The sequence below is a fragment of the Dyadobacter chenwenxiniae genome (assembly GCF_022869785.1).
GTDB lineage: Bacteria > Bacteroidota > Bacteroidia > Cytophagales > Spirosomataceae > Dyadobacter > Dyadobacter chenwenxiniae.
On the sequence record NZ_CP094997.1, the window covers coordinates 5,246,583 to 5,269,113 of the forward strand.

Annotated in this window: 15 protein-coding genes, 2 tRNA genes and 1 pseudogene; 11 read left to right on the top strand and 7 right to left on the bottom strand. The window is 45.5% G+C overall.

Annotation, left to right across the window (positions count from 1 at the left end; translation table 11 throughout):
• The first annotated feature begins 16 nt into the window (after positions 1–16).
• Both MUK70_RS22395 and MUK70_RS22400 read left to right on the top strand, forming a co-directional pair.
• Positions 17–1,918, top strand: coding sequence for a T9SS type A sorting domain-containing protein (locus MUK70_RS22395; protein ID WP_234655217.1), 1,902 nt, complete (start codon positions 17–19; stop codon positions 1,916–1,918).
• A gap of 10 nt (positions 1,919–1,928) precedes the next feature.
• Positions 1,929–3,842: a T9SS type A sorting domain-containing protein gene (locus tag MUK70_RS22400; protein WP_234655218.1), complete on the top strand. Its 1,914-nt coding sequence runs from the start codon at positions 1,929–1,931 to the stop codon at positions 3,840–3,842.
• A gap of 197 nt (positions 3,843–4,039) precedes the next feature.
• On the opposite strand, the gene MUK70_RS22405 is transcribed toward MUK70_RS22400, so the two are convergent.
• The 3 genes from MUK70_RS22405 to ubiE form a co-directional block, all read right to left on the bottom strand.
• Positions 4,040–4,114 (bottom strand) — tRNA-Val (locus MUK70_RS22405).
• 110 nt (positions 4,115–4,224) lie between these two features.
• On the bottom strand, positions 4,225–4,953 hold the full coding sequence (porT, locus tag MUK70_RS22410) for a type IX secretion/gliding motility protein PorT/SprT (protein ID WP_445438776.1): 729 nt from the start codon (positions 4,951–4,953) through the stop codon (positions 4,225–4,227).
• Complete coding sequence (gene ubiE, locus MUK70_RS22415; protein ID WP_234603169.1) at positions 4,902–5,624, bottom strand: bifunctional demethylmenaquinone methyltransferase/2-methoxy-6-polyprenyl-1,4-benzoquinol methylase UbiE; 723 nt, start codon at positions 5,622–5,624, stop codon at positions 4,902–4,904. The genes porT and ubiE overlap by 52 nt, the downstream gene beginning before the upstream one ends.
• 161 nt (positions 5,625–5,785) lie before the next feature.
• Here ubiE and MUK70_RS22420 point away from each other — a divergent pair, with 161 nt between their 5' ends.
• From MUK70_RS22420 to MUK70_RS22440, 5 genes are all read left to right on the top strand, one after another.
• A complete protein-coding gene (locus MUK70_RS22420; RefSeq protein WP_234655219.1) occupies positions 5,786–6,568 on the top strand; it encodes a hypothetical protein in 783 nt (260 codons plus the stop codon).
• A gap of 14 nt (positions 6,569–6,582) precedes the next feature.
• Positions 6,583–7,164: a hypothetical protein gene (locus tag MUK70_RS22425; protein ID WP_234655220.1), complete on the top strand. Its 582-nt coding sequence runs from the start codon at positions 6,583–6,585 to the stop codon at positions 7,162–7,164.
• A 188-nt stretch (positions 7,165–7,352) separates the two neighbouring features.
• Complete coding sequence (locus MUK70_RS22430; protein WP_234655221.1) at positions 7,353–7,628, top strand: RagB/SusD family nutrient uptake outer membrane protein; 276 nt, start codon at positions 7,353–7,355, stop codon at positions 7,626–7,628.
• A gap of 35 nt (positions 7,629–7,663) precedes the next feature.
• Positions 7,664–11,572 (top strand): PVC-type heme-binding CxxCH protein, encoded by a 3,909-nt coding sequence (locus tag MUK70_RS22435; protein ID WP_234655222.1) that lies wholly within the window; start codon positions 7,664–7,666, stop codon positions 11,570–11,572.
• Between the two features lies 1 nt (position 11,573).
• Positions 11,574–12,482 carry an alpha/beta hydrolase gene (locus MUK70_RS22440; protein WP_234655223.1) on the top strand — a complete coding sequence of 303 codons (909 nt, stop codon included), beginning with the start codon at positions 11,574–11,576 and terminating at the stop codon, positions 12,480–12,482.
• A gap of 421 nt (positions 12,483–12,903) precedes the next feature.
• On the opposite strand, the gene MUK70_RS22445 is transcribed toward MUK70_RS22440, so the two are convergent.
• The 3 genes from MUK70_RS22445 to MUK70_RS22455 all read right to left on the bottom strand — a co-directional run bounded on the left by MUK70_RS22445 (position 12,904) and on the right by MUK70_RS22455 (position 18,297).
• Positions 12,904–14,586 (bottom strand): RagB/SusD family nutrient uptake outer membrane protein, encoded by a 1,683-nt coding sequence (locus MUK70_RS22445; protein WP_234655224.1) that lies wholly within the window; start codon positions 14,584–14,586, stop codon positions 12,904–12,906.
• A gap of 27 nt (positions 14,587–14,613) precedes the next feature.
• On the bottom strand, positions 14,614–17,655 hold the full coding sequence (locus MUK70_RS22450) for a SusC/RagA family TonB-linked outer membrane protein (RefSeq protein ID WP_234655225.1): 3,042 nt from the start codon (positions 17,653–17,655) through the stop codon (positions 14,614–14,616).
• 372 nt (positions 17,656–18,027) lie between these two features.
• A complete protein-coding gene (locus MUK70_RS22455) occupies positions 18,028–18,297 on the bottom strand; it encodes a hypothetical protein (RefSeq protein WP_234655226.1) in 270 nt (89 codons plus the stop codon).
• 123 nt (positions 18,298–18,420) lie between these two features.
• Between MUK70_RS22455 and MUK70_RS22460 the strand changes: the two genes are divergently transcribed.
• On the top strand, positions 18,421–18,639 hold the full coding sequence (locus tag MUK70_RS22460; protein WP_234655227.1) for a helix-turn-helix domain-containing protein: 219 nt from the start codon (positions 18,421–18,423) through the stop codon (positions 18,637–18,639).
• 155 nt (positions 18,640–18,794) lie between these two features.
• Positions 18,795–19,842, top strand: a pseudogene (locus MUK70_RS31295) (Fic family protein).
• A gap of 221 nt (positions 19,843–20,063) precedes the next feature.
• Here MUK70_RS31295 and MUK70_RS22470 read toward each other — a convergent pair.
• Positions 20,064–20,136: transfer RNA gene (locus tag MUK70_RS22470), tRNA-Phe, on the bottom strand.
• 235 nt (positions 20,137–20,371) lie between these two features.
• Here MUK70_RS22470 and MUK70_RS22475 point away from each other — a divergent pair.
• A complete protein-coding gene (locus MUK70_RS22475; protein ID WP_234655228.1) occupies positions 20,372–21,712 on the top strand; it encodes a 4Fe-4S dicluster domain-containing protein in 1,341 nt (446 codons plus the stop codon).
• Position 21,713: 1 nt separating this feature from the next.
• A complete protein-coding gene (locus tag MUK70_RS22480; RefSeq protein ID WP_234655229.1) occupies positions 21,714–22,511 on the top strand; it encodes a (Fe-S)-binding protein in 798 nt (265 codons plus the stop codon).
• Positions 22,512–22,531 lie beyond the last annotated feature (20 nt).

Genomic DNA, 22,531 nt, shown 5'->3' on the forward strand with positions numbered 1-22,531 from the left:
AAGCTATTAATTCGATATGAAACATTTATTCACTCTATTTTCTCTCCTTGTATTTCCGTGTTATGCCTTCGCGCAATGGAGTGACAACCCGTCAATTAACACAAGGATTTGCGATTCTGAAGCCTTCCAAGATGATCAGGAGCTTGCTACTGACAATGCAGGTGGAACATTTATAGCATGGAAAGATTTACGTTCGGGAGCTCTCCATCTATATGCTCAACACATTGATTCGGAAGGATTTAAGAAATGGCCAGGTGAAGGTGTGCCAATAGCCACTGCGACGGAAAGCGATGAATATTTGCTGGATTTTAAGCTTGTTGCGGATGGAGATGGTGGTGTTATCATCGCTTGGGCAGACGCACGAAATGAAGCTCCTTATGAATTCAATGCTGATATTTATGCACAAAGAATAAATGCTAATGGTGAGGTTCAATGGACTTTCAATGGGGAAACTGTATGTGATGCTTCAGGTCTTCAATTCAGCATAGATGTAATGGAAGATGGTTCCGGCGGCATATTCATTGTATGGGAGGATAACCGCGACGTTAACCCAAATATTTACGCACAACACATCAATCATTCCGGCAAGGCTGAATGGACAGCTAATGGTATGCCTGTTAGTAAAGACAATGTAAATCCGAATATCCGTCCGCAATTGGTTGCCGATGGGAATGAGGGGGTAATGGTATTTTGGCATCAAACTACATCGCCCTACGACCGCTATTTTAAAGCCCAACGTCTTAGCAAAACGGGCGCGCAGCAATGGTCAGATGGCGGACTTCAGGTTATCACGCTTGGCTACGCTGACCCCTTTATAAAGCCAGAAATTATAGCTGACGGTGAAGGCGGAGCAATTGTTTCTTGGTATGAACACCTTGGAGATAGTCACCAAATCCTCGCCCAGCGCATCAATTCAACTGGTTTAGCAATGTGGCCAGGCAGAGCCATTGATATATGTAAAAATATTCTCGGACGCGCGATTCCGGAGATGGTGACTGATAATAATGGAGGTGCAATAGTTATTTGGGGACATGGGCCAACTTTGCAACCCAATGCTATCCACGGCCAGCGAGTAAACGCTGCTGGTCAATTGCTATGGCCAACAACAGGATTACCTGTTATAAATAGAAATACCAAGGTATATGACTATCAACTTGTAACTGACGGAGCAGACGGGGCTATTATTGCATGGACAGATGCGACAACCGATATCCGTGCACAGCGAATTACTGGCGCGGGTGTTCTTCAATGGCACATTAAGGGTGCCGCAATTTGCAATGCAGATAACAATCAAGGTAGAATCAGAATGGTTAGCAATGGAAATCACGAGGCTCTTATCTTCTGGGTTGATCTCAGGACCGAACCACCCAAAATATACGGCAACATTACAAACAATGAGATTCTTTTGCCAGTGACACTAGTTGCGTTTGATGCTGTTGCAGAGCAAAGCCAAATTCAGTTGCTATGGACGACGGCCACGGAAATAAATAATGACCATTTCAAAATTGAAAGAAGCAAGGACGGCCGAAAATTTGAAAAAATCGGTGAAGTTGCAGCTTCGTCTGATTTGACTGCCCAAAAACACTATCAATATACTGACCGCGCCCCACTCTCAGGAATCAATTACTATCGCCTCAAACAACTGGATCATGACGGAAAATTTGCTTATAGCAAAATGGTGCGCCTAGATTTTAAAAACGGCAGTAAATTCCTCGTGTTCCCTAATCCTGCCTCTAAGGCAATTTATGTCGAAACTCCGTATGAAAATGGAAACATACAAGTCACTGATATGATCGGGCGTGCAGTATTTAACACACCTCCAACCGGTACTCGGACCTACGTCGACATCGCAAATTTACCTGTCGGCATGTATGTCGTTAAAACTATTTCTTGGAATCAAATCTTTATGAAACATTAACTAATAGAGTATGAAACACTTATTCACACTGGCATATCTGGTATTTTTCTCATTTTCTGTCTTCGCTCAATGGAGCATCGATCCTTCGGTTAATACACAGGTGTGTGATGTTGATAGTCGTCAATATGACCAGGCACTCATCAGTGATAACGCGGGCGGAGTAATCGTATTTTGGAAGGATTTGCGAAATCAGGCTCCTCATTTGTACGCTCAGCATATAGATGCCCAGGGAAACAAGAAATGGGCCGAAGGCGGGGTGCCGATTTTTACTAAACCAACGATCACTTCACATTCCATTCGGAGCATTAAACCGGTGCATGATGGCGAAGGGGGCATCATTATCGTTTGGGCAGACGAACGGAATTGGGATCAAGCTATTGGATATCAAGCTAATATATATGCACAACGAATCAATGCAGCCGGGGAGATACAATGGGAAACAGATGGTAATGTTATTTGTGATGCCCCAGGCCTTCAGCAGAATTACAATGTAATTGAAGACGGCAATGGAGGAGCATTCATTGTTTGGGATGATCAGCGCAGCGTGCAAACAGGTATTTACGCACAACATATAGACCACAATGGTGTAACTCAGTGGTTAATGAACGGACAGCCGATCAGTAAAGACGAAAATACTTCCAATACATTACCTGTGCTGGTTAACGACGAAAACGGAGGAGCCTTAATATTCTGGCAGCAAATGTTTGATAATGGTAATAGATTCTATAAAGTCCAAAGTCTTTCCGCCTCTGGTACACCTCAATTACAAGATGGCGGACTGAAAGTTGTTACTCTTGCCAACAATGATTATTATATAAGTCCGGAAATAGTAAGTGACGGCGCCGGCGGAGCAATTTTATCCTGGTATGAATCTACTGTGGACAAAAAACAAAAGATCGTTGCACAGCGCATTACTTCATCCGGACTACCGGTTTGGGCTGGAAATACTATCAGTGTTTATGATGGACCGAAAAAACGTCCAATACCTAAAATGATTAGTGATAACAATGGTGGTGCCGTTCTAATCTGGCAACATGTTTCTGCCGAAGATGGCAAAACGCTTTGGGGACAACGAATTAATAGCTCAGGCCAGCGGCTATGGCCCGTTAACGGATTACCTCTGATGCAATCCGCTGGAGGATTTCATCGCTATCAGCTTACAACCGACGGAAAAGATGGCGCTATCATTGCATCGGCAATTAACTCAACCGCTGATATTCTCGCGCAAAAAGTGACAGGCTCCGGCTTAGTTCAGTGGCACCCAAAAGGTGCAATTATCTCTAATGCTCCCAGTCATCAACAACTGGCAACACTGGTAAGTAATGGTAGTGGGGAAGCTCTTATATTTTGGGAAGATTACCGTTCCGGTGACCCGAGAATTTACGGCACTATCACGGATAATGAGATTCTTCTACCAGTGACTCTTAGCTCATTTAACGCTGTAATGCAAGAAAATCACACAGTCCTATCATGGACGACATCATATGAAGCCAACAACAAAGGATTTGACGTTGAAAGAAGTGCAGATGGCAAGAAATTCAGTAAAATCGGACATGTCGCAGCCATGGATGATGCAGCTTCACTCAAAAACTACCATTATGTCGACGCAACTCCATTTTCCGGCATCAATTATTACCGCCTGAAGCAATTGGATCATGACGGGAAATTTGCCTACAGTAAAATGGCCGCAGTAGAATCCGCCATTCAAGAAGATTTCAGCATTTACCCTAATCCGTCCAGCGATATAGTGAATATCAAATCGTCAAAATTTTTGGGAAAAGTCGAAGTTGTAAATATGATTGGTGTCACTTTAATGACGGTTTCAAATTCCGGTAATCATTTACCTGTTGACGTCAGCTCCCTGCAGCCCGGCTTGTATGTTATGAAAGTAGGTGTGACGAGTAAGATATTTGTAAAGAATTGAATCGTAGCCGACCCTCTACTTGTAAACCTGATGCTATATAAAAAAGAGAGCACCGATTTCTCAATGCTCTTTTTTTGTGGGAGTTGAGGGATTCGAACCGCGCGGCGGACCGTCCCCGACCCTCTGCTTGTAAGCGGACGCCGCGCGGGCAATTATAAATGAAAAAAGAGCACCGATTTCTCAATGCTCTTTTTTTGTGGGAGTTGAGGGATTCGAACCCCCGACCCTCTGCTTGTAAGGCAGATGCTCTGAACCAACTGAGCTAAACTCCCTTTTCCCCGTCGTTTGGGAGTGCAAATATGTAGGACTAAATTCTTCTCTGCAACTTTTTTGATGAAAAAAAATTAAAAAAATTGCAATTCATTGAAGATCAAGGCACATTTTATTCAAAATTTAAATACAATGTCACCGTATGCGTGGTCAGTTTGCTGATCCCCACACCGGCCGAACTTTTCGATGGCCGGAAAACATTGCCTAACCCATGCGAAAATCGCAATTCGGGCGCAAATTTGAAAAATTCGAAGAACTGTTCATAACCAACACCATAATCAACCGAGAAATCACTCGATTTTGTGTCCAGCTGACCACCGCCCCTGCTCCTCTTCACATTGGTCTCCAAGCCTAACGTAAACCCTGCAAGCATGTACATACGCGAATTCACACGTCGTAATGACTTGTATTTCAATAATAATGGAATCTCAATCCACGTCGATTCACGCTTTTCGATCTTATCGGTGCCGTTTGGATAGCTAAACTTCACTTGGCGCTCGTAAAGAGAAACGGAAGGCGTAGTGCGGATATCAAAATGGTCCGTAAGAAATGCATTCACGATGAAGCCCATGCGGAATGCCGCATTGGTTGGAGATTGGATTACAAATGCAGAGTCTTTGGAAACAAAATCGTTATTGTGCTTGATATTGAAGCGCGTGAAGGGCACGCCAAACAAAATACCATAATGAATCGGCTTGTCATCATAAAATTCCAGGTGACGACGCCTGTAACCGATGCCCTGCGATTTCACTTCCTGAGCCGCCATCAGCAGCACAAGAATGCCCAAAATTATTTTTGCCCTATGTAAATCGAACAAATCCCGAAGGTAAGTGTAATGCATTTGGTATTGATAAAACCTGCTTTTTTATAAATTTCAAGAAAAGCTTCTCCGTCGGGAAACGCCTGAACAGACTCGGGCAGATAAGTGTAAGCCGAACTGTCCTTGGAAACGCTTCTTCCGATCAATGGCAATATGTATTTGAAATAAAAATTGTAAAACTGTTTAAATGGGAAGCTGCGCGGCTTTGAAAATTCTACAACCACACAAGTTCCGTTTGGCTTCATCACGCGGTTCATCTCGCTCAGTCCTGCCAGCAAATTCTGGAAATTGCGTACTCCAAACGAAACGATGATCGCATCGAAATAATTGCTCTCGAAAGACAAGTTTTCAGAATCGCCACTCTGTAAGGTAATAATGTCCTGCTTGCCCAGTTTTGCTATTTTTTCGCGGCCAACGGCGAGCATTCCTTCCGAAATATCAACGCCAATAATCTTTTCCGGCTTCAATGCAAGCGCTTCTATGGCAAAATCGCCTGTGCCCGTAGCAATGTCCAGGATCACTTTCGGCGCTTGCTTTTTGAGCAGCTTAATGGCCCTTTTCCGCCAGTAAATGTCCACGCCCGCGCTCAAAAGATGGTTCAGCAGATCGTATTTTGGTGAAATATTATCAAACATTTCAGCGACCTGCTCTCTTTTGCTGCCTTCTTTATCTTTATATGGAACTACACTCATTTCGCTTTATTGTTAATACAACAATTAAACAAAACTAACAGATAAATGTTGTTATTCTGATCAGATGGATCATGTAAATAAAAAGCCATGATGACCAAAACCGGAAACCTGCGTCTAAAAGGAAAAACTACTAAGGACTAACAGTTAACGGGTTGTCAACCATGCATCAATATTTACTAGCCGCCTTGCTGACCATTATCACATGGACTGCAAACGCACAAACACGGCGCATTGCCTCCACCAACGGCGTAAGCCACAAAAAAAGTTACGACAGGAATGACTATCAGCCTTTTACCCTGAGCGTTAAAGCCGGGTTGACGCAGTTTTTTGGAGAGCTTGGCGACCAGGATATGCGTGGCGTGTCGGGTGTGAGCATGGGGCGGGCCTTCAATAAAAATATTTCCCTGCATCTGGACTATTATTCCGGAAAGCTTGGCGGCCAGAAACCCGCATTTTTCAATTCCTGGTTTGTGAATGCTTATAATAGTGTTGAGGCGATAATAAAATGGAACGTAACCGAACAATTCAATCACTTTGAACCCGGTAACGCCAGTTTTAGCATTTATGGAGGGTTAGGAATTATTTATTTTAATGCCAATGCTTACGATATGGATGACAATCAATTGCTCCGTTTTACCAACAGCAAACTAAGTGCACGAAATCCGCATTTTCTGCGCTGGGGGCAACCAAAAAGCCTGGCTAATATTCGAAAAACACGCGAAGGACTCCTGCCATTAGGCACTTCTCTGGACTACAAAATGTTAAAACATTGGAAGGTCGGCATTGACTATCGCTTCTATTTCGTGCGAACAGACAAGCTGGACGCGACTTCCGGCATGCGCTTGATTAATCCCGAAGAAAGTGAGTCGTACAGTGATACGCCGAACGATAAATTCAGTTTTATTGCCGTAACATTGGCCTATCGTTTCCATTTATCCCATTAGCAGAACTTCAAAACATGTTCTCAAACACTGTTAAATACAAACTTTACCCCACACTGCTCAATCGTTTTGACCGATTTGAAAAGGGTTATATCAGCGAAACTGAGCTCCTGAATAACATTAACCGCCTCCCCGTCCCGCAGACGGAGGCTCAGCGCAAAGGCGTTTCCTTTGAGGAAGCCGTGATCAAAGGCATCGACGAAGAAGAATTTGACCCCGAAATCATTTCCGGCGTGCGCGCACTCTTGCCCCGTCCCATGCTGAAAACTCAGGTCTATTGCGAATATCAGATTGAAAACGTGCTGCTTTACGGCTATGTGGACGTGCTGGGAAAGATTGTTGCCGTTGACATTAAGACAACAAGCAATTATGTACCAGGATGTTACGCAGACAGCCACCAAAATTTTTACCTCCCCGCATTACGCAGCAAAGGAATCCGGAGCTTGAAATATGTGATCACGGATTTTAAAAAAGTATATCAGGAAGAATACGACCATTCCATCGACTTCTCCGCACAAATGAGGCAGATCAAAACATTTTGTGAATTCCTCGAAACGCACCGGCACAAGATTACGGATGTGCGGGTTTTCGGGAGTTAATGTTGCTGCTAACAACAATGAAGGTTAGTGGTTATTTCAAATAAGCAGGACGGTACAGGATAACTATTCGGGCTAATAATGAGAATATTGAAAGTAAAAGTATCATATTTTCAATATTTTACTGCGGAAGTTAATACTAAACAACCGCCCCGACGATTCAGCAGACATTGCTTTAAGTTGCGAAGCAAATGCGTGATAAGATCCGCCACGAGCGCTTTATTGAACTGGCTTTTGAAGGCAAGCGCTATTGGGACCTGAGACGCTGGAAAATTGCCGCGCAAGTGCTGAACGGCAAGCAGTTTAACGCCATGTACATCACCAAAAACGCAAACGGAACGTACACTTACAAAGCAAAACCGGTGGATGGCGTGCCTTATGTTTTTCAGGAAAAAATGTATTTCATGCCCATTCCGCAGCGCGAGATAGAGAAAAACCCGAACCTGGAACAAAACAACGGCTGGTAGTCCAACCGCCCTTTTATTGACTTACCTCATTGATTATGAAGTCCAAATTTCAGCATATCCTTCTGGCCATCGTTTTTTTGTCGGTCACATTTGCGAACGCACAAGCGCCTAACCCCGGTTTTGCGCCTAAAAATGGCGACCATATCATTCTCCTCGGCAACACATTTGCCGACCGGATGCGACATTACGGCTACTTTGAAACATTACTCCAGAAAAACTTCCCAGGCAAGCAATTAACCATGCGAAACATGGGGTGGAGTGCGGATGAAGTAGGTTTACAGCCGCGCCCGTTGAATTTTCCGGGGTTTGGAGAAAAAACAACCAGGCTTACAGAAGGCCAGAAGGAGGTGAAATTTCAAGGTTTTACACATGAGGGTGAGCGTATCATTATGCCCGTAGCGCTTAATTTCGAAGGCCTCAACCAGGATCTCTATGATCAGAAAGCGGACATGATCTTCTTGTGTTTTGGAATGAATGAAGCATTTAAAGGTCCAGCCGGCCTGCCGCAATTTGAAAAAGACCTCATTGTATTCATCCAAAACCTGCAAAAAAATCAATACAATGGTCGTTCAGCTCCTGCGCTGGTGCTGGTTTCTCCAATTGCACATGAAGAACTGGGCATAAATTTCCCAAATCCTGCCGAGCACAACAAAAATCTTGAATTATATGCCAAAGCGATGCAAAAAACGGCGTCTGCAAAAGGGATTTATTTCATTGATCTTTTCACACCTTCGATTGCAAAAATGAAGCAAAAAGGCCAGGAAAAGCTCACCATAAATGGCATTCACCTGACCGGAAACGGTTACAAGCTCGCTGCCGAATGGATGGCCCAGTCGCTGGGTTTTGGTAAAATGCCCGACCTGAACTCGGAAAACAGCAAGAAGCTTTTGGCGGTGATCAAGATGAAGGACGATCACTTCTTTTACCGCTGGCGTGCGGTCAACGGAGAATATATTTATGGCCGGCGAAGAGAGCCGTTCGGCGTGATCGCATTTCCTCCGGAACTTAGGAAATTGAACCAAATGACGGCTTCGCTGGATTCGGTGATCTGGGAAATGGGCAAAAGCAATAACGCAGAGGCTTACAAAAAAGCCATTGAAATCGTCGACAGGCGCGGAAAACCTGTTGACCCGATGCTGACACCCGACATTCCGATGACGGGGCGGCAGGGCGAGGCTGCCAAAGCAGCCGCCCATGCACATCATGAAAAAACGTGGCCTGCAACGACCGAAGGATTCAAGCTGCCGGAAGGTTATGAGATCAATCTTTTTGCGTCGGAAAAGAATTTCCCGATTGAAAAACCGGTCGCTATGAACTTCGATGCGCGTGGCAGGCTTTGGGTGGCGACGATGCCCACTTATCCGCAATATTTTCCCGGCATTCCGGTTCACGACAAAATTGTGATCCTGGAAGATACAGATGCAGACGGTAAGGCCGATAAGCACACCGTTTTTGCGGATGATCTTTACTTGCCGTTGGGCTTCGAATTTGGCGATGGCGGCATTTATGTGTCCCAGGAACCGGATATTGTGTTTTTAAAAGACACCAACGGCGACGACAAAGCGGATTTGCGGGAAGTGGTTCTGACTGGTTTCGGCTCCGAAGACAGCCATCACGCAACCCACGCGTTCACGTTCGGGCAGGATGGTGCATTGTATTTCAATGAAGGCACATTCCTGAATTCACAAGTGGAAACGCCTTACGGCCCGATCCGTTCCTACGCGGGCGCGACCTATCGTTACGAGCCGCGCACAGCGAAACTCACGCATTACATTTCCTATCCTTATTACAATCCCTGGGGAAGTGTTTTTGATAAATGGGGCATGCATTTGATCGGTGATGCATCCGATGGTTCCAATTATTTCGCGCCACCTATGACCGGAAATGTGACTTATCCGGACAAGCATCCGCGCATTGAAATGTTCACTGAAACGCGTGTAAGGCCCACGGCGGGCATCGAAATCGTTTCCAGCCGACAGTTTCCGGATGAGGTTCAGGGTGATTTTCTGGTCAATAACAACATTGGTTTCCAGGGCACGAAGCAGCACCGGATCATTCCGCGCGGCTCGGGAATCGGCAGTAAGGAAGTGGAGGCGATCCTGCAATCCCAGGATCCGAATTTCCGCCCGATCGACATTGAATTTGGCCCGGACGGCGGCTTATATATTGTAGACTGGTACAATCCGCTGATCTCGCATGGAGAAAACCCGCCGCGCGATCCGGCCCGGGACAAATCGCACGGCCGCGTTTGGCGGATCACTTACAAAGGCAAGCCCGTGCTGAAAGTAACGGACGTTTCAAAGCAAAGCATTCCCGAATTACTCGATAATCTCAAAGCCTACGAAGACCGTTTTCGCTATCGTTCGCGGGCACAGATCCGCGAAAAGAAAGCGGGGGAAGTTTTGCCGGAACTGAAAAAATGGGTGGCTGCATTGGATAAAAACGATCCGCAATACGAACATAATCTGCTCGAAGGATTGTGGCTTTACCAGGATTTCAATGTGGTTGAACCAAACATTTTAAAAACATTGCTCCATGCAAAAGAGCCTCAGGCACGCGCTGCTGCCACAAAATTACTCCTCCACTGGCGCGATCGCATTCCCGGCTCGCTGGAAATGATGCGTGTCAGGCTCAATGATAAATCGCCACGCGTGCGGATTGAGGCGGTTGTCGCATTGAGTTATTTCAATTCGGAACAGGCTGTCACTGCTGCCGCGGACATTTTCAAGTATCCGACTGATTATTACATGGATTATGCCGTGCATGAAACATTCAGGTTTTTAAAACCGATCTGGCTCGCAGGCATGAAACAAGGAAGGGGTTTCGGAGGAAGTCAAGGTAACCGTTATTTGTTAAAACTGGCGAATGCGCAGGAACTAGCTACATTACCACAATCTCCCGACGTGCTTACTGCCATGTTGACCAGGCCGGATATTAATGCCGGGAAAAAGCAGGAAGCGGTGAGCAGTCTTGCCAAAACTCAGAAAACTGGGAAAGTGAATGTGCTGCTAAATGCAATCCGGGAGGAAGAAAAAAGCAGGAAAGGAAACCTATATAATCCAGCGCAACAGGAGCTCATTAAACTTTTACTGGCTTCCGAACCTTCGGAATTGAAACAAAATCAGGCTGAATTGACAAAGTTGATCAATGTGGATACAAGTCAGGTTATGCAGGCGACCGGTTTTGCAGCAATAATTACGGCGAGCCAATCCGACCAGACTTTGCAAAAGGCGATTCAGGAGAAACCAACGGCCTATTTGACAGGCATTTCAATGTTGACCAATGCCGATTTGCGCGCTTCTTTTTATAATAAAGTGAAAGAAACCGCTCCGAATGCCCCGGCGGCTGGCTATCCTTTATTAATGAGAATAACTATGGAAAGCGCCTCCAAGACGCAGCCAACAAAGGATTTGATCGCATCACTAAACCGCACGCCGGAATCCATCCAGAATTCGCAAGCATTCGCCGTAGCCATTACAGCGATGAAAAATATGGTCAGTAGCGTGCCGGAAAAAGACAGAAAAGAAGTGCTTTCGATGCTGGAAAATATGGGGACGATTGAAATAAAGCTTGTAGCGATAGAAGCCAAAATGGCTTTTGATAAAAAAGCACTCACCGTTCCCGCGGGAAGAGCCGTTACATTGGTTTTTGAAAACCCTGATCTGATGCCGCATAATGTTGTGATCGTGAGGCCCGGCACGGCTGAAAAAGTTGGTGAAGCGGCGGACGCGATGGCGAGTCTGAAGGATGGTTTTGAAAAGAATTTTGTCCCCTCGACGCCGGATGTTTTGTTTGCAACGCCACTGGTTAACTCCGGGAAAAGTTTTAGGCTGGAATTCAAAGCACCAAGCCAGCCGGGCGAATATCCGTTTATCTGTTCATTTCCGGGACATTGGCGGGTTATGCAGGGAATTTTGACGATCACGGATTCAAAAGTGCCTTAATATGCCAAAAGTGAAATCGTTTTGCCTGACTGCATTTATTTCGTTTTTAGGCCTGAAAAGCATTGCGCAAACCCACATAAACCTCTATCCAGGAACGGTCCCGAATTCCATTTCGGGGCCGGACCAGGAAGTTCACGCCGCCAACACATTGGTCGATTCCCTTACTTCCAAAGTTTCCATTCCAGGCCTGACCATCTTTTTGCCCGCCAAAGAAAAGGCGACCGGAACGGCGGTTATCATCTGCCCCGGAGGCGGCTATGGAACATTACTAACCAAGCGCGAAGGCAGCGACGTGGCCAGAGCATTCAACAAACTCGGCATAGCCGCATTCGTAGTAAAATACAGATTACCAGACCCTAAGATCATGAAGGATCAGTCTATCGGGCCGATCCAGGATGCACAGCAAGCCATTAAAATCGTACGCGAACGGGCAACAGAATTCGGAATTGATCCAACGAAAATAGGCATCATGGGATTTTCGGCAGGGGGCCACCTTGCCTCCACTGCCGGAACACATTTCGAAACCCGCTACATTGATGAAGGAGGAAAAACCAGCCTGAGGCCCGATTTTATGATTTTGATCAATCCCGTCGTGAGTTTCAATGACACCACGGGGCACATTGGTTCACGGGATAATTTATTGGGCAAAAACGCAGGCGCTGAAAAGATTCGTTTGTTCTCGAATGAGCTTCAAGTTACTAAGGCGACGCCGCCAACATTTTTAGTCCATTCCGGTGCGGATGTGGTCGTTCCGGCTGCTAATAGCATTGAATTTTACAAAGCACTCAACAATAATGGTGTCCCTGGTGCGCTGCACATTTATTCAAAAGGCGAGCATGGGTTTTTGACCTATCCGACTTTCGAAGAATGGTTTGGAAGGGTCATGGAGTGGATGAACACGCTCATTTAGTACAAAGGGCTTCTAATAACGGCCCAATGCAGGCCGCAGAGCGGCCCCCTGTTTCTAGCATAGATGTCAAGATTAATAATGTGGCCCCGGCGGGGCCTCCTGAATATGTGCCGGAAACAGGAGGCCCCGCCGGGGCCATCCGAAATGCGTTGCCTCGTTTTGCTAGAAACAGGGAGCCCCTCCGGGGCATTAGCGAATATTAAAGGAATTCCGCGGGGGCTTCCTACCGATTCAAATCGCGGAGCGATGTAATATTGGTAGCCGGCGTGCGGCAGTAACGGTTATACCCCTTTTTTTCAAATCCCGGAGGGATGTAACATCGTGCATGATGTTGCATCCCTCCGGGATTTGAAATTGTCGATTGCCGTTTTTTCTACCAATATGTCATCCCTTCGGGATTTATGCTCCTTTCAAAACCCGATCAGTTATAACCTGGATTCTGTTTAAATTCCTCCTTATTCGTAATGGCGTCAAGCTGAACTTGCGGGATTGGGCGGACATTATGGGTTTCTTTGATGTTCGCTTTGGCGTCCTGATTGTATTTTTGGACGTAGCTTACTAGTTTACCTGTCCGTTTCAGGTCGTACCAGCGGAATAGTTCTCCTGCAAGCTCGCGGGCGCGTTCGTCGAGGATGAAATCAATGTTCAGGTCTTTTGCAGCTATTACCATGCCGGCTTCCTTGCCTGGCATTGCACGTTTTTTGCGCAAATCATTGATATAAGTAAGTGCCTCGGCGGGATTTGTTTTCATTAAAGACTCAGCAGCAATAAGATACATTTCGGCGATACGAATCACGAAACCATCGCGCGAGCTCCATTCCTGGTTGGCGGTGAGGCGCGTTGGATCCATTAATTTGCTCATTTGAATAAACTGAGACCTTAATAGAAGCGACCCGTCTTCTTTATACATGGTGTTGCGGTCGAAAATTTTATAGCGACCGGCTGCATTCGCCACTTGTGCGGGTGTTGCAACCGATTTCATGAAAACCATGGATGTATCGCCGAAAGCCATTTTTGGATAGCCATTCACGGTTCCAGCTTTCAGATTAGGGACATTAGCAAGCCAAACCGTTTGAAAAGTGCCCGCATAGCGCTGGTCGACCTTTTCATTGAACAGATCCAGCAAATGCAATGTGGGCACATAACGCTGATAAGGACGTCCGTATGCAACTGACCGCTCCATGCCGGGCTGCTTATCGTACACCATTACAAAGTGCAGATGGCTGTTATTGCCTTTTCCGGCTGCGGCGTCGTAATCGCCGTTCATGGTGTCATCATTGGTGTAATTGACATAATAAACAACCTCCGAATTGGTCCCGCCCTCTGCGTTTTTCATATCCCAAAGCGATTTGAAATCCGTAAACAATGTATAACGCCCGGAAGCGATCACTTCTTTGGCCAATGTGGCTGCTGTTGCATACATTTCCGCATTGTTGGTTGCACTAGCGCGGGTCAGGGCCATTCTGGCTTTAAACGCTTTGGCAACATCCTGTGTAATGCGTCCATTCGTCGACTTGGCTGGCGCCAGATTGGTGATAGCAATGTCCAGATCTGCGAAAATCACTTTATAAAATTCCTCCACGCTTGATCTTTTGGCAGTGGTTACTGCACCGGCAGTAGGCTCCGTTTGAAGCACCACATCACCCCATGTTTCGGTGATCAGCCACAGATAATGTGCCCGCAAAAACCGCACTTCGCCTTCGTACTGCTTATTCAGCGCTTCGTTAATGGCAGGCGACGGAAGAAGCTTTAATGCTGTGTTACAAGTGTTTAATGCTTTGTATAAATGCGCCCAGTAATCTCTCAAATTCGCTTGCGCACCATTTAAATCCACTGTGTAATCAGAAATTTGGTTCGCCTTGTTATCGCCGCCGCGCAGAAATAGATCCGTGCCGGTTTCAGCAAAAGCGGACGGGAATTCCTTTCCATACCAAAGCCTGGTTCCTGAATAAGAGGCATTCACGGCTGCGGTTACCCCCAGTTCAGTTTGGTAAAACGGATCTTCGGTGAGGCCGCCCTTGTTGGTTTCGGCAAGATAATCTTCGCAGGATGTGAGGCCGGTAAAGGCAAATGCGATGAATAGAGCCTTTATTTTAAGTTTCATTAGAATGTCTGTTTTAAGCCGAAATGATTAAAAATCAATGTTTACACCAAAGATCATCTGCTTCACCAGCGGGAAGCTAAGATCTCCGCCACGCTCAGGGTCATAATCCTTGATCTTGCTGAAAGTGAAATAGTTTTGCAGCGTTCCATACACGCGCACGCGCCCTACGCCAATCTTTTTGGTTAAAGCCGACGGAATGTTATAGCCCAGGGAAACATCCCTGATTTTAACAAAGGAGCCTTTGACATAACCCAGGGTCGACTGATACAGATAATTGTTTGTCGAGTAAGAGCTGTTTGGCCTTGGGAACGCGTTAGTCGGATTTTCCGGCGTCCAGTAGTCTACATTCGAAGAGTTTTCCAGTGCGCTCGGTTTGTAGGCGCCCGCATTGTATTCGTAATTGATGTAATGCCCGATGCGGCCATACACGAATACGCTCAGATCGAAGTTTTTGTATTCAAAATGGTTACTAACCCCGAACGAGAATTTCGGCACATTGGAAAAAGTTGTACGATCGCCCGGATCAACCACGCCGTTTCCGTTCATATCCGCCACTTTCACGTCGCCGGGTTTATTTTTACCAAAGTCCAAAGCAGCTTCCTCTTCACCCAACTGCCAGATCCCGATCTTTTTATAGTCAAAAAACACCTTCGTAGGCTCACCCACAAACCATTTGTTCGCCTCATTGCGCGTTACGCCATTATTCAAGGCCACGATTTTTTCACGGTTCAATGTGAATGTCCAGTCCGTAGACCAGTTGAATGCTTTGCCGTTGATATTTTGGGATGTGATCGCAAGCTCAATGCCCTTGTTTTCAACCTGACCTACGTTTTCGAGAATTTCGCTGTAACCTGTGTGGGTGGGCAGCAAGCTTGGCAGGAGCAAATCTTTGGTCTGCGACCGGTAAACGTCGATTGTTCCGGAAATTCTGTTTCCAAGTAAACCGAAATCCAAACCCGCGTTCCAGGTGCCTGTTGTTTCCCAGGTTAAGGCCGGATTCGGAATGATGCTTGGCCAGTAACCAAATGCAGCACTCGTCCCAAAAGCATAAGCAGACAATCCTAAACCACCCAATGTTGCATACGGATCAATGGCCGAGTTACCCGATTTCCCCCAGCTCAGACGCAATTTTAAATCATTTACAACCCTGCTATCCTGCAAAAACGGCTCCTCAATCACGCGCCATGCTCCCGAGATCGATGGAAAGTAACCCCATTTGTTTCCAGCCGCCAGAACCGATGATCCGTCTGCACGCAACGATGCCTGGAAGATGTATTTATTGCTCAGTTTGTAATTAACCCTTCCAAAAAATGAAGCGATGGTGGTTTCCCTCATTTTACTGCCGATTGCCTTGGAGATCGTATTGGAATTAAGGTCGTGATAGGATGTGATAGGCGATGCCTGGTTGTTCCCCGATGAAGTGTATTCTTCAAATCTCGTCCCTAGTGAACTCGTCCCCAAAAGCCCCTGGATCTGGTGATTGCCAACGGTTTTGTTGTAATTCAATGTGTTTTCCCAGGTATAATTGAAATTATTGTTGATCTCCACACCGGAAGACGAGTTGCGTCCGACATTGGCAATGGTGTTAAATCCTTTGTAATAACCCCGGCGGTAATCCCTGAAATCCAGACCAATCGTTGATTTTAAAAACAGATCTTTGGTAATTTTCACATCCAGATAAGCCGATGAGAACAAGCGCTTATCGACAATGTTGTTTTCAAAAACACCGGGTTGTTCATCAGCCAACGGTGTAAACTGCGCGCTGTAGCCTGGTGCCGGATTCAGGATCAATGTGCCGTCATCATTAAAAGCCTTTGCAATCGGAAGGATTTTATTGGCCATATTCAGCGGATTGTCGCGCATATCCTGGTTTTTGTATGAATAAATCGCGCTCAATCCCACCCGGAAACGATCATTCAGTTTGTGATCCACACCGATTTTTCCGTTTAACCGGCGATAAACGTCATTGAGCAGCAAACCTTTATCTTTTTGGTAACCAAAAGATGTTGAAAAAGTAGTTTTTTCGCTTCCGCCAGTAAGGTTGATCTCGTAATTCTGCATCAGCCCGTTGTGGAAAATATAGCTTTGCCAATCTTCAAACTGCTTATCCTTAATGTATTGCAGCTCTGTAACCTGGAAAATATCTTCATCTTTTCTGTAAACGTCCCCATTGGTCGTGCGGTAAGCTTCGCGTTTCTGCTGCGCATATTCCTCCCCATTCATCATGCGCGGATAAAGCGCTTTTTTGTTTACCGAAACATAGGAGTTAAAGGATAACGTCGACTTTCCTGCCGATCCCTTTTTGGTGGTAATAATGATCACCCCGTTTGCGCCCCGCGTTCCGTAAATGGCCGTTGAAGCAACATCTTTCAACACTTCAATGGAGGCAATGTCAGTAGGGTTAATATCGATAAACGAGCCGTAGGGAATGCCATCAACCAGCACAAGTGGCTTGTTATCAGCTTTTAACGACCTGTTCCCGCGCAACACAATGTTAATGTTCGCGCCAGGCTGCCCAGAACTTTGCGTAATGTCAATTCCGGAAACCTTTCCTTGCAATGACCGCAAAGCGTTGGTTGTGGGAATGGCTGTAATGTCCTTCGCTTTTACGGAAGTGATCGCGCCTGTCACGTCGCTTTTCTTCATGGTTCCGTAACCTACAACTACGATTTCTTCTAGCGCCTTGGTATCCGTTGTCAGCTTAACATCAATGACAGAGCGGTTGTTGACCTCAATTTCCTGACTCACGTAACCCACATAAGAAAAAACGAGTGTCGCATTTCCTGCTGGAATGGTCAGCTTGTATAAACCATTGACATCCGAAGTGGCGCCGGTCGTCGTTCCTTTTAACAAAATGCTTACGCCAGGCAGCTCTTCGCCATTATCGCCAGTCACTTTTCCCGTAATATCCAAAACAGAAATTCCCCGGTTTCCTCCCTCTGCCGACGTCATACGGTTGTCTGTAAAATGCAGACGGCTTCCAGCATAAACGTTCTGATTACTAACCGATAACATCCCATACATGAGCACTAACCCTAAGGTTGAGGCACTTTGTAGTTTTCTAAACATACATCATAACAGTTTATATTATTCTATTTATTAATGCAAAAGTGACATTCAAAACCGGCTGCAACGATGGCCTGATTATATCGTTGCTTAAAAAATTTTTGAGGGAAAATGGGCAATGAATGCAAGTGAGCCGAAATATCAATAATCGAAGAAATAATTGATTATCATTTTTTCTAATCCGTCGCTTGGCATGAGAAAGGTTAGTGATTAGCAAGAAATGCCAAAGTATTTAGCCAAATTTTTTTATGCAATCGATGTCGGGAACGTAGCCAAAATAGAATTGAACCATTTTTTTGTTGGACAATTCAGGATATTTTAATGTAGTTTTAATTTCGAAGGGGCATATGTGACCGGGGGTAAATTGGATTAAATTTATAATTGGGTGCTGACCAGTGAAATCCTATCTTCTTGCAGGCATTCTTCCAAAAACCTCTTCGCAGATTCTTCCGAATAATCAAATACAAAACGTCTTGCCGATCCAGCATCCGCAAACTGCCCAACTGTTTCCAACATTAACTCCTGCCCATTTGTGTCTATTAAAAATGTTGTAATGCGGACAATTTCCTGATTTTCTTCGCTCCGATCACGGTGCAGGCAGATTTGGGTTTTTGATTTGGGAAGGGTTAGGATTTTGAAGTTCATGTGTGCTGATTGGTTTTAGTAAGTAGGCAATCTCTATTATGAGATAAATGTAAGTAAATTCAATAAAATACAACGTATTCGTTGTGTAAAATGTTTTTGTTTAAAGTGTCCTTTATAATTAATATGGAAAAGGACATTGAATTAAAACAGCTCGGTCTGAGAATAAAAGAATTGCGTAAAATGAAAAACATCACGCAGGAAGAGCTCGCGCACACAATCGACAAGGATCAGCAATCAATACAACGTCTAGAAGCAGGAAAGATTAACCCATCATTTCTATATCTCCAACAAATCGCAAAAGGCCTAGATATCTCACTAAGCGAGGTTTTTGAGAAACTCTAAAAATTGCGGCGAATAAACCACGAAATCGCCGCACTTTATGCGGTGATTAATCTGGTCTGCGGCGAATAACTCTTACATTTACCGCACATTATGCGGTGATTACAATGTACATTCATCAAAAAGAATCTTAGCCTGCGTTCACTTGGGATCATCAGATGATTTCTTTTTTACTGGCATCTGTACGCCACAAGCAGGGAAAATTAGTTGGACGGATGGAAAGTCTGAGCTTCTCCTTGCAGGATGAGGCCGTTTTACAAACGCTGACTTTGGATGCCGTGAAGTCAAACGAAATTGAAGGCCAGATCCTAAACGCTGATCAAGTGCGCTCTTCCATTGCGCGCAGGCTTGGTATGGACATTGGCATGTTAACGCCAGCCGATCGTCATGTTGAAGGCGTTGTTGAAATGCTTCTTGATGCAACTCAGCATTATCAAGAAGCATTGTCGGAAGAGCGGCTATTTGGATGGCACGCTGCGTTGTTTCCTACTGGTCGCAGTGGTATGTTCAAAATTACCATCGGGAATTGGCGAGACAATGCGAGTGGCCCCATGCAAGTTGTATCCGGCGCAATGGGACGCGAAAAGGTGCATTTTGATGCGCCTGCTTCCGATAGATTGCCTGAGGAAATGCCGATTTATAAGCTGGTTCAATGCTAAAAGTGATTTGGATCTCGTAATTAAGGCTGCCATAGCACATTTATGGGTTGTCACAATCCACCCGTTTGACGACGGCAATGGCAGGATCGCCCGGTCCATCGCCGACATGCAATTGGCACGTTCGGATGAAAGTGCGCAGCGTTTTTATAGCATGTCAGCCCAAATCCAGGAGAAACGCAAACATTATTATGACATTTTGGAAAAAACACAAAAAGGCAATCTGGACATCACAGAATGGCTCGAATGGTTTTTATACTGCCTCGACGGGGCTTTGGAAGCGAGGGAAACAACGCTAAATGCAGTGCTCAACAAGGCGAAATACTGGAAACTGTTCGCAGAAAAAAATATAAATGACCGTCAGAAATTATTGCTTAACAAACTTTTGGACGGGTTTGAAGGAAAGCTTAACACATCCAAATGGGCAAAAATCGCGAAAACTTCACCAGATACAGCGCTTAGAGACATTCAAAATTTGGTTGAACAAGGCATTTTAGAAAAGGAAAACTCTGGTGGTCGAAGCACAAGTTATCGGCTAGTAGGGTTGTAAAACCGTCAAATAATCCCAGGCTAGCTGCTTACCGGCGTTATCAGTGGCCAAGCTGACTAATTATCATTGTCAAACTGGATCTACTATGAATTTGCAGATCAGTTTGGAAGTCAGTACTACATTAAAAGCCGCGGATGTATGACAATTATCCTGATTGACTAAGAACTGATACGCTACCAACAAAAAAGCCGCTGCGATTGCTCGTAACGGCTTTTAAGTTGTGGTGATGGACGGAATCGAACCGCCGACACAAGGATTTTCAGTCCTTTGCTCTACCGACTGAGCTACATCACCAGGCTCAATTGGTTCCTTTCGGGAGTGCAAAAATAGAAACCTGTTTTGGCTTTACAAATTATTTGTGAAAATATTTAGCAATTTGTTTACTCCAACAACCTACCCGGCTGATTATCTTCATTTTACATTTCTGCTCTCATAATTTATCCCAAAAACATTTGCACCAACTTACATTTTTACCATATTTGTTAAGGTATGCTTGCATACTAATACGTGTTTTAAATGATCTGTAACAATGGCGATATTTCAGCAAATACTATTCATAGCTGTCTTGGGAACAGTCGCATGGCTGGGCTATCGGAGAGTGAGCCTGATCCGGTCGACGATCCTGCTCGGGAAGCCGGAAGATCGCACGGACCATCCTGGCGAGAGGTTTTCGACAATGCTCCGTGTCGCGTTTGGCCAGAAAAAAATGTTTGACCGGCCGCTGATCGGTGTGCTGCATTTCGCGGTTTACATTGGTTTTATCCTGATCAATGTGGAAATTCTGGAAATTGTGCTGGACGGAATTTTAGGCACACATCGGCTTTTTGCCCCGTTTCTAGGCGGTTTTTACCCTATATTGATCAGTTTTTTTGAATTGCTTGCTATTGGCGTTTTGCTCGCCTGCATCATTTTTCTGCTGCGGCGGAGCGTTACCAAAGTGGAAAGATTGCAGCCTGTTCGCCACCGTGAAATGAACGGCTGGCCTGCACTGGATGGAAAGTTGATCCTGGTTTTTGAAATCGTGCTGATGATCGCGATCCTGACCATGAACGCGGCGGACCTGGTTTTACAGGACCTCGGAAGTCCGCATTACCGGCAAACGGGCGACTTCTTTTTCAGTCAGTTCTTTAAACCATTATTTACCGGACTCGATGAAAACACGCTCATTATTTATGAGCGGTTTGCGTGGTGGTTTCACATTATCGGAATCTTTGTTTTCGCTGTTTATCTGACCTATTCTAAGCATTTGCACATTGTTTTGGCTTTCCCTAACACCTATTTCTCGCGGCTAACACCCAAAGGAAAGATGAATAACATGCCTGAAATCACAGCGGAAGTCAAAACAATGCTGGGTATCGAAACGCCCCAGACGGGTGAAGCGGCGGCAATTCCAGACCGGTTTGGCGCCAAAGATGTGCAGGATTTGTCTTGGAAAAATCTCATGGATGCCTATTCCTGCACGGAATGCGGGCGCTGCACGGCGGCTTGTCCCGCCAACATTACGGGCAAAAAGCTATCTCCACGCAAAATAATGATGGACACGCGTGACAGGCTGGAAGATGCCGGAAGAAATATGCTGGCCAATGGCGGCAAGTTTGTCGAGGATGGAAAGAGTTTGATCGGCGATTATATACTGGAAGAGGAAATCAATGCTTGCACAACTTGCAATGCTTGCGTGCAGGAATGTCCGGTGCTGATCAATCCGCTGGACATTATCTTACAGTTGCGCAGGCATAAGATCATGGATGAATCGCAGGCCCCTGCGAGCTGGAATATGATGTTCCAAAATCTGGATACAAATCAGGCACCGTGGAAATTTTCGCCGGGCGACCGTTTTAATTGGGCTGCCGGCCTTGAACCGAAAGAATAAAATGAGCGAATTGACATATAAAGTGCCGACAATGGCCGAAATGGCGGCTAATAATGAGGCTCCCGAGGTTTTGTTCTGGGTGGGCTGCGCTGGCTCGTTTGACGACCGTTATAAAAAAGTGACGGTTGCTTTTGTAAAAATATTGAATAAAGCGGGTGTGAAATTTGCTGTGCTAGGCACAGAGGAAAGCTGTACAGGCGATCCGGCGCGGCGGGCGGGCAATGAGTTTACCTTTCAAATGCTGGCCATGTCCAATATTCAGGTGCTGGATATGTATGGAATTAAAAAAATCGTGACGGCTTGTCCGCATTGTTTTAACACATTAAAAAACGAATATCCCGAGCTTGGCGGAAATTATGAGGTGATCCACCATTCTACTTTTTTGCAACAGCTTATTGATGAGGGCCGCGTGCGGATTGAAGGTGGGGAAACATTTAAAGGTAAAAAAATCACGTTTCACGATTCTTGCTATCTGGGACGTGCAAACAACATTTATGAGGCGCCAAGGCAGGTTTTGGAAGCATTGGATGCCGATCTGGTCGAAATGAAAAGATGCCGCACCAAAGGACTGTGCTGTGGCGCGGGGGGCGGACAGATGTTCAAAGAGCCGGAGCCGGGTAAAAAGGATATTAACATTGAAAGAATTGAAGAAGCCATCGCGACTGGCGCTGACACCATTGCGGTTGCCTGCCCGTTTTGTATGGTCATGATGACGGATGGCGTTAAGAATAAGGAAAAGGAAAGCACCGTCAAAGTTTACGACCTCGCGGAACTGATCGCGCAGGCCGAGGGGTTATAATGTCACCTGCCTCGTTAATA

Coding starts and splice junctions, on each gene's coding strand:
- porT (WP_445438776.1), bottom strand. CDS start 4,953: ATGCATTACACTTACCTTCGGGATTTGTTCGATTTACATAGGGCAAAA.
- MUK70_RS22440 (WP_234655223.1), top strand. CDS start 11,574: ATGCCAAAAGTGAAATCGTTTTGCCTGACTGCATTTATTTCGTTTTTA.
- MUK70_RS22445 (WP_234655224.1), bottom strand. CDS start 14,586: ATGAAACTTAAAATAAAGGCTCTATTCATCGCATTTGCCTTTACCGGC.
- MUK70_RS22420 (WP_234655219.1), top strand. CDS start 5,786: ATGCATCAATATTTACTAGCCGCCTTGCTGACCATTATCACATGGACT.
- MUK70_RS22400 (WP_234655218.1), top strand. CDS start 1,929: ATGAAACACTTATTCACACTGGCATATCTGGTATTTTTCTCATTTTCT.
- MUK70_RS22425 (WP_234655220.1), top strand. CDS start 6,583: ATGTTCTCAAACACTGTTAAATACAAACTTTACCCCACACTGCTCAAT.
- MUK70_RS22450 (WP_234655225.1), bottom strand. CDS start 17,655: ATGTTTAGAAAACTACAAAGTGCCTCAACCTTAGGGTTAGTGCTCATG.
- MUK70_RS22480 (WP_234655229.1), top strand. CDS start 21,714: ATGAGCGAATTGACATATAAAGTGCCGACAATGGCCGAAATGGCGGCT.
- MUK70_RS22395 (WP_234655217.1), top strand. CDS start 17: ATGAAACATTTATTCACTCTATTTTCTCTCCTTGTATTTCCGTGTTAT.
- MUK70_RS22430 (WP_234655221.1), top strand. CDS start 7,353: ATGCGTGATAAGATCCGCCACGAGCGCTTTATTGAACTGGCTTTTGAA.
- ubiE (WP_234603169.1), bottom strand. CDS start 5,624: ATGAGTGTAGTTCCATATAAAGATAAAGAAGGCAGCAAAAGAGAGCAG.
- MUK70_RS22460 (WP_234655227.1), top strand. CDS start 18,421: ATGGAAAAGGACATTGAATTAAAACAGCTCGGTCTGAGAATAAAAGAA.
- MUK70_RS22435 (WP_234655222.1), top strand. CDS start 7,664: ATGAAGTCCAAATTTCAGCATATCCTTCTGGCCATCGTTTTTTTGTCG.
- MUK70_RS22455 (WP_234655226.1), bottom strand. CDS start 18,297: ATGAACTTCAAAATCCTAACCCTTCCCAAATCAAAAACCCAAATCTGC.
- MUK70_RS22475 (WP_234655228.1), top strand. CDS start 20,372: ATGGCGATATTTCAGCAAATACTATTCATAGCTGTCTTGGGAACAGTC.